The organism is Myxococcus eversor (assembly GCF_010894455.1).
Lineage (GTDB): Bacteria > Myxococcota > Myxococcia > Myxococcales > Myxococcaceae > Myxococcus > Myxococcus eversor.
Genome location: NZ_JAAIXY010000001.1, coordinates 764,752 through 778,612, shown reverse-complemented (window position 1 = coordinate 778,612; position 13,861 = coordinate 764,752). Strand labels below are relative to the sequence as shown.

11 protein-coding genes are annotated in these 13,861 nt (G+C 68.9%); 7 read left to right on the top strand and 4 right to left on the bottom strand.

Features of this window, described 5'->3' with window-relative positions; genetic code table 11:
* Positions 1-20 precede the first annotated feature (20 nt).
* Both G4D83_RS03190 and G4D83_RS03185 read right to left on the bottom strand, forming a co-directional pair.
* A complete protein-coding gene (locus G4D83_RS03190) occupies positions 21-662 on the bottom strand; it encodes a hypothetical protein (RefSeq protein ID WP_163862598.1) in 642 nt (213 codons plus the stop codon).
* Between the two features lie 19 nt (positions 663-681).
* Positions 682-1,281, bottom strand: a complete 600-nt coding sequence (locus G4D83_RS03185) for a hypothetical protein (protein ID WP_176435407.1) — start codon at positions 1,279-1,281, stop codon at positions 682-684.
* Positions 1,282-1,694: 413 nt separating this feature from the next.
* Here G4D83_RS03185 and groES point away from each other — a divergent pair, with 413 nt between their 5' ends.
* The 6 genes from groES (at position 1,695) to G4D83_RS03155 (ending at position 7,664) form a co-directional block, all read left to right on the top strand.
* The gene (gene groES / locus G4D83_RS03180) at positions 1,695-1,985 is read left to right on the top strand and encodes a co-chaperone GroES (protein WP_163862591.1); all 291 of its coding nucleotides are present in this window, start codon (positions 1,695-1,697) and stop codon (positions 1,983-1,985) included.
* A 40-nt stretch (positions 1,986-2,025) separates the two neighbouring features.
* Entirely contained in the window at positions 2,026-3,669 is a 1,644-nt protein-coding gene (groL, locus tag G4D83_RS03175) for a chaperonin GroEL (protein WP_163862588.1), read from the top strand.
* 151 nt (positions 3,670-3,820) lie between these two features.
* The gene (gene grxC / locus G4D83_RS03170) at positions 3,821-4,078 is read left to right on the top strand and encodes a glutaredoxin 3 (protein ID WP_163862585.1); all 258 of its coding nucleotides are present in this window, start codon (positions 3,821-3,823) and stop codon (positions 4,076-4,078) included.
* Positions 4,079-4,174: 96 nt separating this feature from the next.
* Positions 4,175-4,573, top strand: a complete 399-nt coding sequence (locus tag G4D83_RS03165) for a ferritin family protein (RefSeq protein WP_163862582.1) — start codon at positions 4,175-4,177, stop codon at positions 4,571-4,573.
* A gap of 464 nt (positions 4,574-5,037) precedes the next feature.
* Positions 5,038-6,423 carry a sigma 54-interacting transcriptional regulator gene (locus G4D83_RS03160; protein WP_163862805.1) on the top strand — a complete coding sequence of 462 codons (1,386 nt, stop codon included), beginning with the start codon at positions 5,038-5,040 and terminating at the stop codon, positions 6,421-6,423.
* 38 nt (positions 6,424-6,461) lie between these two features.
* Positions 6,462-7,664, top strand: coding sequence for a hypothetical protein (locus G4D83_RS03155; protein ID WP_163862579.1), 1,203 nt, complete (start codon positions 6,462-6,464; stop codon positions 7,662-7,664).
* An 89-nt stretch (positions 7,665-7,753) separates the two neighbouring features.
* On the opposite strand, the gene smc is transcribed toward G4D83_RS03155, so the two are convergent.
* The gene (gene smc, locus G4D83_RS03150) at positions 7,754-11,353 is read right to left on the bottom strand and encodes a chromosome segregation protein SMC (RefSeq protein ID WP_163862575.1); all 3,600 of its coding nucleotides are present in this window, start codon (positions 11,351-11,353) and stop codon (positions 7,754-7,756) included.
* A gap of 335 nt (positions 11,354-11,688) precedes the next feature.
* Between smc and G4D83_RS03145 the strand changes: the two genes are divergently transcribed.
* Entirely contained in the window at positions 11,689-12,402 is a 714-nt protein-coding gene (locus tag G4D83_RS03145; protein WP_240356112.1) for a TapB family protein, read from the top strand.
* Positions 12,403-12,431: 29 nt separating this feature from the next.
* On the opposite strand, the gene G4D83_RS03140 is transcribed toward G4D83_RS03145, so the two are convergent.
* Entirely contained in the window at positions 12,432-13,859 is a 1,428-nt protein-coding gene (locus tag G4D83_RS03140; RefSeq protein WP_205522554.1) for a hemolysin family protein, read from the bottom strand.
* Between the last annotated feature and the right edge of the window lie 2 nt (positions 13,860-13,861).

Sequence of the window (13,861 nt, the reverse complement as noted above, 5' to 3'; positions counted from 1 at the left end):
AGGCGGAGGGCCGCGGGGACTCAACCACCGTGGACGAAGTGACTCAGCTTCGCGTCCGCCCCCAGCCGGTAGGCGTACCGCAGGTCCGACAGCAGCCGGTCCAACCGCCGTTGGGAGACGTGCCCCATCATCCGCGAGCAGAAGCGCCGGGAGACGCGGTTGGCCTCCTCGTACCGCCAGCGCTCCTGGGTGGACAGCTTCTCCCGGTAGGACACCCGGTCGAACAGCCGGGTGAGCAGTTCCTGGGCCCACGCCTCCACCCCCTCCCCCCAGCGGGGCAACAGGCAGATGGCGAACTTGTCCACCTCCGCCTGCGCCTCCAGCTCCAGGAGCGACACCGTCCGCCCGTGCGCCGCCGTGTGGGCCATGTAGAGGAAGTGGCTGACGCCCTCGGCCACCTGGCAGTAGCCCCCGAGGTCCCCATCCAGCAGGTACCCCAGCGGCCCGGCCTCGTAGGGCTTCAGCCGGTCGAGCAGCGCGGGGGACAGGTACAGCGCCATCTCCAGCGCGTCCCCCGACTCGTGCACCAGCAGCTCCTCGTCGCTGCGGCCCGTGGCCCCCAGTTGGACGGCGGCCTCCGTGTCCACCACGAAGACCTCCGCCCGAGCTTCGCACGTGAAGCCATAGATGGCCTCCAGGTGGTCCTGAACGCGGCCAATCATCGCGACCTCCGTGCCACCGCTAGTTGGGAAGCTGCCCCTTCGCGTGCGGCATCATCCCCGCGTCCACCAGCACCCGCTCCAGCCTGTCGTTCCCCGTGCGCGCCCACGACTCGTAGACCTTCAGCGCCCCGGAGGGCCCGGCCTGGACCATGCCCCTGGCCGAGATTTCCTCCAGCACCTCCACCACCGCGCGGAACTTGTCGTGCAGCTCCCGGTACATCCCCGCGAAGCCCGCGCGAGGGGACAGGTCCGCCACCTGCCCGTACGCCGTGCCTCCCATCTGGATGTAATAGTCCGGACCCACCACCCCACCCTGGAGCGCGCCGGAGAAGAAGCCCACGGTGTAGAGGGAGACATCCCCCAGCCGCCGCAGCGTCCGGATGCGCGCCTCGCGCTCTTGCTGGAGCGCCTGGTGGTAGAGCAGCGCCAGGGGCTCGCGGCCCTTGCGGCCGTCCTCCTGGCGGTCGAACAGCATGTCGGTGCTGGCGAAGTCCACCAGCAGGTTCACCAGATAGAACTCCGTCACCTCTTCCAGCGAGACGCGCTGACGCGAAGTGACCTCGTCCAGGAGCGACTTGAAGAACTCCTTCAGCGACAGGGACGCCACCAGTTGACTCATCGACACTCCCGTCCTTCCACCCGGCCGACAGCGCCTTCGGGAATAACGGAACGGTAACAACCGACCCCCCGCGCCGCAAAATCAGGTTTCAATGATTCCAAGCACTTGCGCTAGCACTCGACCTCTGAGAGTGCCAATTTCCGCGTGCGGGGGCGGCGAGCAGCCGTCCTCCGCCGCAGGTCCGCGGTGCGGGGAAAAAAGCAGCAATGCCAGGCGTTTGGCATGTCGAAGCGCGGGCCGTCAGCGTCGCTTGACGGGTCGACTTCCCTGGTTATTATCCGCCGCGCCTAGGCGTTAGCACTCGCGAGGTGCGAGTGCTAAATGCCGCGGGTCGTCACGGCCCTTTTCAACCCCCAGTGGTGCCAAGAGCCGCCCGGAGCTCCCGGACGGAGGCGCCCATCAAGGAGCAGACCATGAAGATTCGTCCCCTGCAGGATCGGCTCATCGTCAAGCGGGTCGCCGAGGAGAACAAGACCAAGGGCGGCCTCTTCATCCCGGACACGGCGAAGGAGAAGCCCCTCGAGGGCAAGGTCATCGCCGTCGGCAACGGCAAGGTGCAGGAGGACGGCAAGGTGCGTCCCCTCGACATCAAGGCCGGCGACACCATCCTCTTCAGCAAGTACGCCGGGACCGAGATCAAGCTCGACGGCGAGGAGCACCTCATCCTCCGCGAGGAGGATGTGCTCGGGATCATCGAGTCCTAATCCGGCATCCCCCACCCCTTCACTTTAAGGAATCCCCATCATGGCGAAGGACCTGCTTTTCGACGTACGCGCCCGCGAGGCCATCCTCCGTGGCGTCAACATCCTGGCCGACGCGGTCAAGGTGACCCTCGGCCCCAAGGGCCGTAACGTCGTCATCGAGAAGAGCTTCGGCTCCCCCACCATCACCAAGGACGGTGTGACGGTGGCGAAGGAAATCGAACTGGAGAACAAGTTCGAGAACATGGGCGCGCAGATGGTGAAGGAGGTCGCGTCCAAGACCTCCGACGTCGCCGGTGACGGCACCACCACCGCCACGGTGCTGGCGCAGGCCATCTTCCGCGAGGGCGCGAAGCTGGTGGCCGCCGGGCACAACCCGATGGACATCAAGCGCGGCATCGACAAGGCCGTCGCGGTCATCGTCGCGGAGCTGAAGAAGCTCGCGAAGCCCACCAAGGACAAGAAGGAGATTGCCCAGGTCGGCACCATCTCCGCCAACGGCGACGCCACCATCGGCCAGATCATCGCGGACGCGATGGAGAAGGTCGGCAAGGAGGGCGTCATCACGGTGGAGGAGGCCAAGGGCCTGGAGACGACGCTGGACGTCGTCGAAGGCATGCAGTTCGACCGCGGCTACCTGTCTCCGTACTTCGTGACGGACCCGGAGCGGATGGAGGCGGTGCTGAACGACGCGCTCATCCTCATCCACGAGAAGAAGATCTCCTCGATGAAGGACCTCCTGCCCATCCTGGAGCAGGTCGCTCGCGCCGGTAAGCCCCTGCTCATCATCGCCGAGGAGGTCGAGGGCGAGGCCCTGGCCACCCTGGTGGTGAACAAGATCCGCGGCGTGCTGAACGTGTGCGCGGTGAAGGCGCCGGGCTTCGGCGACCGCCGCAAGGCCATCCTCGAGGACATCGCCACCCTGACGGGCGGCCGGATGATCGCCGAGGACCTGGGCATCAAGCTGGACACGCTGACCCTGCAGGACCTGGGCAAGGCCAAGCGCGTCACGGTCGACAAGGACAACACCACCGTCGTCGACGGCGCGGGCAGCCAGCCGGAGATCGAGGCGCGCGTGAAGCAGATCCGCGCCCAGGTCGAGGAGACCACCAGTGACTACGACCGCGAGAAGCTCCAGGAGCGTCTGGCGAAGCTCGTGGGCGGCGTGGCCGTCATCAACGTCGGCGCGGCCACCGAGACGGAGATGAAGGAGAAGAAGGCCCGCGTGGAGGACGCGCTCAACGCGACCCGCGCGGCCGTCGAGGAGGGCGTGGTTCCTGGCGGTGGCGTGGCCTACATCCGGTGCCTCAAGGCGCTGGAGGGTCAGACGTTCGCCGAGGGTGAGAAGTTCGGCGTGGACATCATCCGCCGCGCCGTCGAGGAGCCCCTGCGCCAGATCGTCGGCAACGGCGGCCTCGAGGGCAGCGTCATCGTCAACAAGGTCAAGGAAGGCACGGGCTCGTTCGGCTTCAACGCCGCGACGGGTGCGTACGAGGACCTGCTGGCCGCGGGCGTCATCGACCCGGCCAAGGTGAGCCGCACGGCGCTGCAGAACTCCGCGTCCGTGGCGTCCCTGATGCTGACCACCGAGGCGATGGTGGCCGAGCGTCCGAAGGACGAGAAGGACGCCCCCGCCGGCGGTGGCGGCATGGGCGGCATGGGCGGTATGGGCGGCATGGGCATGTAGTCGCCCCCCCACCCCGGGCTTGTCGTCCGGGGTGGACGCACCACAGGCGGCCTCCGGTTCCTCTCAGGGAGCCGGGGGCCGTCGTGCTTTCATGCGCCCGGTGGCGCGCGGAAGGCCACGCCCTTACGTTGGGAATGAAGGAGGAGACACCGTGAAGCCCGTGAAGATCTACACCACGAACTACTGTGGCTTTTGCGTCCGCGCGAAGGACCTGCTCAAGCGCAAGGGCGTGGACTACCAGGAGCTGGACGTCACCGGAGACGACGAGGCGCGCGAGAAGCTGGTGGAGATGAGCGGAGGCCAGCGCACCGTGCCCCAAATCTTCATCGGCGAGACGCACGTCGGCGGGTACTCGGACCTGGCCCAGCTCGACAAGGAAGGCAAGCTGGAGCCCATGCTCCAGGCCTGAGTCGCAAGCAGGCGGGCGAGCGCCCTTCACGGGGCCGCTCGCCGCGCCGTGCCTACCTTACCGCCATGGCGGACCACCCTTTCTCGGGAGGCGGCAATGGCAGGTGAAGACGCGCACGACAACGTCATCAGCACGCTGTACCACCTGCTCAAGGGCGCCTCGACGGCGGAGCAGTTCATCCAGGACGCGGAGCGAGCGGGAGACCCGGAGCTGGCTCAGTTCTTCCGCGACTGGCGGGAAGAGCAGCGTCACCTGGCGGAGCGGGCGAAGAACCTCCTGGGCGCGCGACTGGGCTCGCCGCGGAAGGCTCCGGACACGGACACGTCCACCGGTCGCAAGCGCGGCGCGGGCTCGGGCAAGCCTTCCACGAAGGGGCCCGTGTACCGGGACCAGAGCAACGCCGGGGTGAAGTCCGGAGGAACCAGCTCGGACGACCTGGTCGACGAGCTTTCCAAGGAGTCCTTCCCCGCCAGCGACTCGCCCTCGACGTACTGATTGGGCTTGGTCCGCGCGTGACGCTGGATTCGCGCGGGGTGTTCGTCTTGGATGCCGGCCGTGAGCTTCTCGAGCGGCCCTTCCCACCCTGGACGACGACTTCCGGCGCACGTGCGGCCGGAGAGCGCCCGAGGGCCTTGCTCCAGTCGCGCGACACCCCGCTTGCACGGCGACGAACGTGCGCTGGTGGACAGTTCCCGACGAAGCCGAGCACGCCGGCCCCAGACGTCCATGGCGTACTGGGGCCACGTGCATGTGCACCGCCGAGAACCCGCCAACGACTCACCGCTGTCTCCCCGGCTCCGGGCTCCGCGCTCGGGGTCTTCCTTCTTCCGAGGGAGGCTCGCGTGCAACAGCCCTCCAGGAAGAATCTTCCACTCTCGTTGCCCTGGGCTGATGGGGCACGAGCAGATGGTGCGTCGGGCTTGCCCGCCCGGTCCCCTCGCACCTAAAGAGGACCCATGATGGAACCCAGGCCCGAGGTCACCCAGACCACCCAGACGGACAAAGAAGAAGGCCGCACCACCCGCATCCCCATTCACGAGTGGACCGTGGAGGTGGTGTCCGGCCCCGACAAGGGAAAGAAGGTGACCACCCAGGATGGCTTGGTACGGGTGGGCTCGGACCCCGCGAGTGACCTGGTGTTGACGGACACCACGGTGAGCCGCCGCCACCTCGAGGTGGAGCGCACGCCGCGCGGTCTGCTCTTGCGCGACACCGGCAGCCGCAACGGAACCTTCCTCGACGGGCGTCAGGTGCTCCAGGCGTACCTGGGGCGCGGCGACAAGGTGGAGCTCGGCAAGACGAAGCTGGCCGTGAAGGTGGCCGCGAAGCCCACCGAGGTGGAGCTGGCGGGGGCCGAATCCTTCGGCGCGCTGGTGGGCTCCTCGGAGAAGATGCGCTGGGTCTTCACGGAGCTGCGGCGCGTGGCCCGCGAGGACATGAGCCTGCTCATCGAAGGCGAGACGGGCACCGGCAAGGAGCTGGCGGCGCGCGCGGTGCATCAGCACTCGTCGCGGCGTCACGGCCCCTTCAAGGTGGTCGACTGCAACCTCATCTCCGAGGAGAAGGCGGAGCGGGAGCTGTTCGGCGGCCTGCGCGCGAGCGACCCGGAGGACAGGGAGGCGCGCGGCGTCTTCGAGGCCGCCCGGGGAGGCACCCTCTTCCTGGATGAAGTGGGCGAGCTGCCGCTGATGGTGCAGGGCAAGCTGTTGCGCGTGCTGGACGCGCGCGAGGTGCCCTCGCTGGACGGCCAGCCGGTGCCGGTGGACGTGCGCGTCATCGCCTCCACGCACCGCAACCTGGAGGAGGACGTGCGCCAGGGCCGCTTCCGCGCGGACCTGTACTTCCGCCTCGCCGTCGCGCGCGTGCGCCTGCCGCCCCTGCGCACCCGCCGCGAGGACCTGCCCTCGCTGGCGCAGGCCCTGTCCCAGACGCTGCGCGCCAGCGTGACGCTGACGCCCCAGACGCTCGCGCTCTTCGAGGGCTACGACTGGCCGGGCAACGTGCGCGAGCTGCGCAACGTGCTGGAGCGCGGCGCGCTGATGGAGGAGACGGGCAACACCAGCTGGCTGGACTTCCTCGCCCAGCCGTCGCGCCGCCCGGACGGACAGCCGCCCGGCACCCACGTGGCCACGCTCGTCACCGGCATGCCGTACCACGAGGCGAAGGACAGGGTGCTGGCCGACTTCGAGCGCCTGTACTTCGCCGAGGTGATGCGCGAGGTGGGCTTCGACATGAAGGCCGCCGAGCAGCGCACCGGGCTGTCCATGCAGAGCCTCTACCGCCTGCTCAAGAAGAACGGCCTTCGCCTCAAGGACCTCAAGAACGCCGAGGGCCTGGAGAAGTGAAAGCCCCCTTGCAGTTCCACCCCAGGGAGAACAACCGCATGTTGCGTCGTCTCGTCGTAGCCTCCGTCGTCTTCACCGCCGCCTGCGCCGGTCAGCAGAAGCCCGCCGAGAGCGCCGACGCGGCCGCCAAGCCGCTGACCACCGAGGAGCGAGTGCGCATTGGCAACCAGCCCGCGTTCGACGTGGCCACCTGCTTCCCGCGCGAGCTGACCCTGCCGGCCTCCAACCAGGGCGTGCTGGTGGGCGCCATGCTCACCACCCGGCCGGAAGTGCTGGAGTGTCTCGTGTCCCCGGAGAACCGGGGCCCCGCCGAGAAGACGGTCGCCTCGGTGAAGACCACCGTGACGGACGCGGGCGGCACGCACGCAGTCACCGGGGAGAACCTCACCCCCGCGGGCACGCAGTGCATCCAGGCCGTGGTGGACAAGCTCGTCAAGCCGAAGCCCCTGACCAAGGGCGCCCAGCCGCTGGAGTCCACGGCGACCTTCGAACACGACACCACGGCCAGCGCCACGGTGAAGTTCGGCGTCAACGACGGCTCGGACTTCTCCGGCGCCGTGCGCCTGGCCCAGCAGGGCTGGTGCGACTGCTACGCCAACTTCAAGGAGCAGACGCCTCCGGTGCTGACGTCCCACGTGACGCTCACCAAGGGCCAGCCCGTCGCCGAGGTGACGTTCGACGCCTCCGGCAGCACCGAGGGTGACCAGCTCGCCGCGTGCCTCAAGACGAAAGTCGTCGCCGTGCCCGCGAAGCTTGCCACGGACAAGCTGAGCTACCCGCACCGCTTCGTCCACTTCAACTCGGGTGCCACCGAGGCCGCCAACGCGCTGCCTCCCCAGCTGCGCTTCTTCCAGCTCGAGGTCGTCCGCAACCAGCGCGCCGCGGACGCGGCCATCGCCTTCGGTTCCCGCGCGGCGGCCGCCGAGTCGTTCGAGGCCGTGGTGGCCAAGTACCAGAAGACCAAGGACTACAAGCTGTTCGACGAGCTGGCCGGCAAGTGCAACGCGCTGGTGGAGGCCGCGCAGGGCTGGGTGAAGGCGCTGGAGGCCCAGCAGGCCGTGGACCAGGCCTCCGTGGCGCTGGTGCAGGAGCTGAAGACGACGGACGCCGAGGGTTGGACGCCGGTGGAGACGGCCAGCCAGGCGGCGCTGACCAACACCCAGAAGGACCTGACGGCCGCCCAGGCCCGCGCGGACGCGGACCAGAAGGCGTGCCCGAAGAAGACCTACAAGGGCAAGTAGCAGTCCCCAGCAGGGCTGAAACGCACGAAGGCGCGGGACCCGAACTTCCGGGACCCGCGCCTTCTGTGTTTCCAGCGTCGTGAGGACGACTACGCGCTGATCTTGTCGTCGTTGGCCGCGCTGGCCTCGCTGATGCGCACGCTGACGAGCTTGGAGATGCCCGGCTCCTCCATGGTGACACCGTAGAGGGTGTTGGAGACCTCCATGGTCCGCTTGTTGTGGGTGATGAGGATGAACTGCGACTGGCTGCTCATCTCCTTCACCATGTCGTTGTAGCGGCCCACGTTGCCCTCATCCAGCGGCGCGTCGACCTCGTCCAGGAGGCAGAAGGGCGTGGGCTTGATGAGGAAGATGCCGAAGATGAGGGCCACGGCGGTGAGGGCCTTCTCGCCACCGGAGAGCAGGTTGACGCTCTGGAGCTTCTTGCCCGGCGGCTGGGCGACGATTTCCACGCCCGGCTCGCCGTTGGGCCCGTCGTTGGTGAGGACCAGGCTGGCCCGCCCGCCGCCGAACAGGCGGGGGAAGATGGCCTGGAACTTCTCGTTCACCACGTCGAAGGTCTGCTTGAAGCGCTCGCGGCTGGTGGCGTCGATGCGAGTAATCGCCTCGCGCAGCTGCTCCATGGAGGACTGGAGGTCCTTCTTCTGCGCGATGAGGAAGTCGAAGCGCTTGGACAGCTCCGCGTGCTCGTCGATGGCGGTGAGGTTGATCTCCCCCATCTTCTCCACCTGGGCGCGCAAGTCCTTGAGCTCGGCCTCCGTCTCCGGGGCCAGTGAAGGCAGGAGGTGGTAGCGGTGCAGCTCCAGCGCCAGGTCCACCTGGTGCCGCTCGCGGATGCCGGCCGACAGGTGCTCCAGCTCCAGGGCAATCTCGCGCTCGCGCAGCGAAATCTGCGACAGCCCCTGCATCAGCTCCTCCACCCGGCCGCGCAGCTCGCGGAACTGGGCGTCCTGCTCCCGCACCTCCGTGGAGGCCGTGGTGTGCGCGGTGCGCCGCGCCTCCAGGCCCTCCGCGGCCACGCGGTGCTCTTCCACGCGCTGGGCCAGCCCCGCTTCCGTCTCCGCCGTGCGCCGCGCCAGCTCCTCGGTGCGCGAGCCACCCTCGGCCAGCGTCGCCTGGAGGCGCGCCACCCGCGTCTCCATTTCCCGGCGCTGCGTCACCAGGCTGTCGAGCTCCTTGCGCGCGGACTCGCCACGCTCGCTGCCGGCGGCGACCTTGATGCGCAGCCCCGTCAGCTCGCCGTTGGCCGTCTCCGAGCGCTGGCGCAGGGACTCCTGCTCGGAGGAGAGCTGCCGGACGCGCTCCTCGCGCGCCTCCCGGTCCGTCTGGCCGTGGGCCACCTCGCCCCGGCTCGTCTCCTCCTCGTTGGCCAGCGCCATGTGGCTCTGCCCCAGCTGCCCGTCCTCATGCTCCTGGGCCCGCAGGCGCTCGCGCACCTTCGCCAGGTCCTCACCGGCTTTGTGGAGGTCCTTCTCCTGGCTGGCGAGGTTGACCTCCTCGGCGTGCTGGTTCTTCGCCAGCCCCTTGAGGACGCCCTCGGTGTGCCCCATCTGCTTCTGGAGCGTGTAGTGCCGGGTGAGGATTTCGTTGTAGCGCTCCTCCACCCGGGCCACCTCGGTGGCCAGCTCCGCGATTTCGCGCTTCTTCTGGAGCGCGCCCACCGCCGCGCCCTCGCGCTCACCGCCGACAATCGTCCCGTCCGCGCGGAAGACCTCGCCCTCCTGCGTGACGAGCGTGCACTGCGGGCCACCGGCCTCCGAGTACGCGCGCGCCGACGCCAGGTCCTGGACGATGACCACGTCGCCCAGCAGCATCCGCACCACGGGCGCCAGGGCCTCCTCGCACGTCACCTCGCGCAGCGCGTGGGCCAGCACGCCCGGGCGCTCGAAGTCCGGCTCCAGCACGGGCTGCAGCGTGTCCAGCATGGGCACGGGCAGGAAGCTGCCTCGCCCCTCCGCGTGGCCCTTGAGGTACTCCACCAGCTCCACGCCCTTGTCGCGGCTCTCCACGATGACGTGCTGGAGCCGCTCACCCAGGGCGGCCTCCACCGCGCGCTCGTAGCGCTGGGTGACGGTGAGCACGTCCGCCACGAGGCCGAAGATGCCCTGCTCCCGGGCCACCGTGCCGGCGCGCATCATGACGGCGCGCACGCCCCGGTCGAACCCGTCGTAGTTCTTCTGGATGTCCTCCAGGGACGACAGGCGGCTGCGCTTGTCGCTCAGCTCCTCGCGCAGGGCGATGACCTGGACTTCGTTCTCCGTGAAGGTCGCCCGGGTGCGGGAGAGGGCGTCCTCCTCCTGCCCCTTGCGCTCGGCCAGCTCCGCGGCGAGGTGCCGGGTGTCCTCCACCCGCTTCGCCACGTCGCCGCGCACCGACTCCAGCTCCGTCTCCTGCGCGCGCAGCCCGTCCAGCTCCGCCTGGAGCCGGGCCCGGCGCGCCTCCAGGTCCGTGCGCTGGCGGGCCAGGTTGACCAGGTTGCTCTCGTGGTTGGCCAGCCGGGAGGCCACCGCCACCAGCCCGGCGCGCTCCTGCTCCAGCCGCAGGGCGACCTCCGTCTGGAGGTGGTTGACGCGGCGCAGCTCCTCCTGCGCCACCTGCATCGCGACCTCGTCCTCCTTCCACGAGCCGGCGATGCCGGACAGCTCCGCCTCGCGGGCGGCCATGGCGTCGGACATCTCCGCCTGCCGCGCGAGCAGCCCGTCCAGCTCCGCGCGGGCCTGCGTCACGCGGCTGTTCGTCTCGTCGAAGTCACGGCGGCCGTAGGCCAGCTCCTGCGTGTCGCGCTGCACGGAGCTTTCCAGCGCGTGCACCTCCGCGGCCAGCGTCTGGAGGGCGGCGGCCTCCGCGTCCAGCTCCGCGCGGCGACGGGTGATGGCCTCCTCCAGCTCCTTCACCCGGTCCAGGCTCTCGCGCTCCTCGGAGCCCAGGTTCTGCAGGCGCGACTGGAGGACCTGCTTCTCCGCCAGCAGCTCCAGGTGGCGGTGGCTGGCCGCGTGCAGGTCGATGTCCCGCATGCGCTGCTTGAGCTTCTTGTACTTCTCCGCCTTCTTCGACTGGCGGGACAGCGCGTCCAGCCGCTTCTCCAGCTCGCTGGTGATGTCCGTCACGCGCAGGAGGTTGGCCTCGGTGGCCTCCATCTTCCGCTCGGCGGCCTTGCGGCGGGCCTTGTACTTGGTGACGCCCGCGGCCTCCTCCAGCAGGTGGCGCCGGTCCTCCGGCTTGCTGGAGACGATGAGGCCCACGCGGCCCTGCTCGATGATGGAGTAGGCCTTGGTGCCCACGCCCGTGCCCAGGAACAGCTCGGTGATATCCAGGAGCCGGCACAGCGTCTTGTTGATGAGGTACTCCGAGTCCCCGTTGCGGAACAGGCGCCGCGTGACGGTGATCTCCGAGTAGCCCTGGTACTGGGGCGACAGCTGGTCCGTGTCATCCACCAGGAAGGTGAGCGACACCTCCGCCATGGACAGAGGCGGCTTGTTCTCCGAGCCGTTGAAGATGACGTCCTCCATGCCGCGGCCACGGAGGTTCTTCGCGCTCTGCTCACCCATCACCCAGCGGATGGCGTCCACGACGTTGGACTTTCCACAGCCGTTCGGGCCGACGATGCCGGTGACGCCTTCGTCGAAGGTGAAGACGCTGCGCTCCATGAACGACTTAAAGCCGGTGATGTCCAACCGCTTGATACGCATGCCAGCGGGCTCCTGGATGAAGCGCGAGATACGAAGTGAAAAGTGAGCGCGAGGCCGAAAAATCGGCCTCGGAACGATCAGCAGGAGTACCAGCCGCCATCCAGGCGATCAAGCGTGACCATGCCACGCGTGGCCATACGTTCGGCTGCTTGCCCTTCAAAAGGACGGGAGTCTGACAGGAGGGTCCTCTCTTGGACTTGCGCCCTGGCCGCCCCACCCTACCTTCCCATTGACTTTTCTGGAGGTTGCGTACGTACCAGCCCTTTCTTGCCCTGACGCTCCTTCTGGGAGCGTCCCCTACGCCGGAGGTAACACCCCGGTCTGACACGCAGGCGGTGCAAGCCGCTCCGGCCGCCTGCCCCCACCCGTATTTCCCGTTGGAAGAAGGGCTGACGCTCACCTACCGGGCGGGCAGGTCGTCGGAGATGGTGCTGAGCACCCACGACGTGACGCCGACGCCGGAGGGGCTGCGCGGCAAGGTGGCCGTGAAGCTCAAGGGCCGCCAGGGAGAGACGGAGGCCACCTGCACCGCCGCGGGCATGAGCACGGGCCTGGGCGGCCTGGAGGGCACGCTCCTGTCCGCGTCCGGCATGGATGTGCAAGTCGTCAGTTCGGAAGGCATGGCGGTTCCCGCGCTGTCGAGCATGGTGATTGGCGGCACGTGGAAGAACAGCCTGTCGGTGAAGCTCCAGCCCCCCGTGGGCAAGACGAACGGCATCCGGCCCATCATCGCCACCACGTTCGACAAGGAGTCGACCGTCGTGGGCGAAGAGGAAGTCACCGTGGCGGCCGGCACGTTCAAGGCGCTGAAGGTGAAGAACATCGTCACCGCGCGCGCCAGCCGCCCCGGCTCAGAGGGCCGCTCCATGGAGAGCCACATCTGGTTCGCCCCGGGCGTGGGCATCCTCAAGCTGGCCACGGCCGAGGGCACTGATTTGGAGCTGCTCAAGGTGGAGCGGCCCCAGCCCGTGCAGGCCAAGTCCTCCGGCAACGCGAAGCGGCCCGTGAAGAAGGCCGCGGCCGACAAGAAGGTGCCTTCGGCGCCCTGAGCGGAGCCCGGACGCCCGGGACTTCAACGCTACGCGGACTCTCCGCCCGAAGAAGCGGGCGGTGTCTCGTCCGGGGTGCCCTGCTGCGACTCTCCCGGGCCCGACGACGACGGCGTCTCCGTGGCCGGGCGCGGCGCGGCGGCGCGGGACTGGGGCTCCACCGTCACGCGGACGACGCGGGGCCCGTCCACCTCCTCCACCAGGATTCGCCACATATCCAGCCGCAGCGAGTCCCCCTTCTCCGGGACGCGCCCCAGCTTCGCCATCAGGAAGCCGGCGATGGTCGTCACCTCGCCCTCTTCGTCCTCATCCAGGTCGAAGGTGACGTCGAGCCGCTCCTCCAGGTCATCCAGCTGCGCCGTGCCCGGAAGCTCGAAGCGCCCACCCGGCAGCGAGCGGACCTCATCCATCCGCCGGCCCAGCTCCGCCACGTCGCCGACGACTTCGGCCACCACGTCGGAGATGGTGACGAGGCCCGACGTGCCGCCGTGCTCATCCACGACCAGGGCCGTCTGACGGCGCCGGCGGCGGAACTCCGCGAGCAGTTGCTCCAGCGTCGCGTTCTCCGGGATGAAGAGCACCGGCCGCTGCACCTGCGCCAGGCTGCGCAGCTCGCCGCGCGACAGGAGGAAGAAGAGGTCCTTGGCGTTCACCACGCCCTCCACCTCGTCCAGGTTGCCCCGGCACACCGGCAGCCACGTGTGCCCCGCGGCGCGCGCGTCGGAGATGCACTTCTCCAGCGGCTCCTCCACGTCCAGGAACTTCACCTGGTTTCGCGGCACCATCACCTGCCGCGCCGTCTTCTGCGCCATCTCCAGCGCGCGCTCCAGGAGCTCCGCGCGCGCCGTCGTAATCGCCCCCGCCTGCGCGGAGCTGTGGAGGATGACGCGCAGCTCATCCTCGCTGTGCGCCTCGTGCGACTCCCCCACCGAGTGGAGGCCGAAGGCGCGCAACACCCACGCGGCCAGCCCGTTGAGCAGGATGATGGCGGGATAGAAGAGGAAGTAGAACGCCCGCATCGGCAGCGCCACGGCCAGCGTGGTCGCCTCCGCGCGCTGGATCGCCAGGCTCTTGGGCGCCAGCTCTCCCAGGACGATGTGCAGGAAGGTGATGATGCTGAAGCCGATGACCACCGACACGGTGTGGGCCAGCGTGGGGCTCGCGCCCTCGGGCACCAGCTGCGTCAGCACGGGCTCCAGCAGCTTGGCGAAGGCGGGCTCACCCAGCCAGCCCAGGCCCAGCGAGGCCAGCGTGATTCCGAACTGCGTGGCGGACAGGTACGCGTCCAGCTTCTCCACCATCCGCAGCGCCTGCGCGGCGCCCGGCGTGCCCTCGTCCACGAGCGACTGCAGGCGCGTGGCGCGAATCTTCACGATGGCGAACTCGGTCGCCACGAAGAAGCCGTTGGCGAAGACCAGGAGGATCGCCAGCCCCAGGAACACCCATTCCATTCCCATGG

Excerpts from the sequence above, each read along its gene's own strand:
- groES (WP_163862591.1), top strand. The coding sequence starts at position 1,695 with ATGAAGATTCGTCCCCTGCAGGATCGGCTCATCGTCAAGCGGGTCGCC.
- G4D83_RS03140 (WP_205522554.1), bottom strand. The coding sequence starts at position 13,859 with ATGGGAATGGAATGGGTGTTCCTGGGGCTGGCGATCCTCCTGGTCTTC.
- G4D83_RS03185 (WP_176435407.1), bottom strand. The coding sequence starts at position 1,281 with ATGAGTCAACTGGTGGCGTCCCTGTCGCTGAAGGAGTTCTTCAAGTCG.
- smc (WP_163862575.1), bottom strand. The coding sequence starts at position 11,353 with ATGCGTATCAAGCGGTTGGACATCACCGGCTTTAAGTCGTTCATGGAG.
- G4D83_RS03160 (WP_163862805.1), top strand. The coding sequence starts at position 5,038 with ATGGAACCCAGGCCCGAGGTCACCCAGACCACCCAGACGGACAAAGAA.
- G4D83_RS03155 (WP_163862579.1), top strand. The coding sequence starts at position 6,462 with ATGTTGCGTCGTCTCGTCGTAGCCTCCGTCGTCTTCACCGCCGCCTGC.
- G4D83_RS03190 (WP_163862598.1), bottom strand. The coding sequence starts at position 662 with ATGATTGGCCGCGTTCAGGACCACCTGGAGGCCATCTATGGCTTCACG.
- groL (WP_163862588.1), top strand. The coding sequence starts at position 2,026 with ATGGCGAAGGACCTGCTTTTCGACGTACGCGCCCGCGAGGCCATCCTC.
- G4D83_RS03165 (WP_163862582.1), top strand. The coding sequence starts at position 4,175 with ATGGCAGGTGAAGACGCGCACGACAACGTCATCAGCACGCTGTACCAC.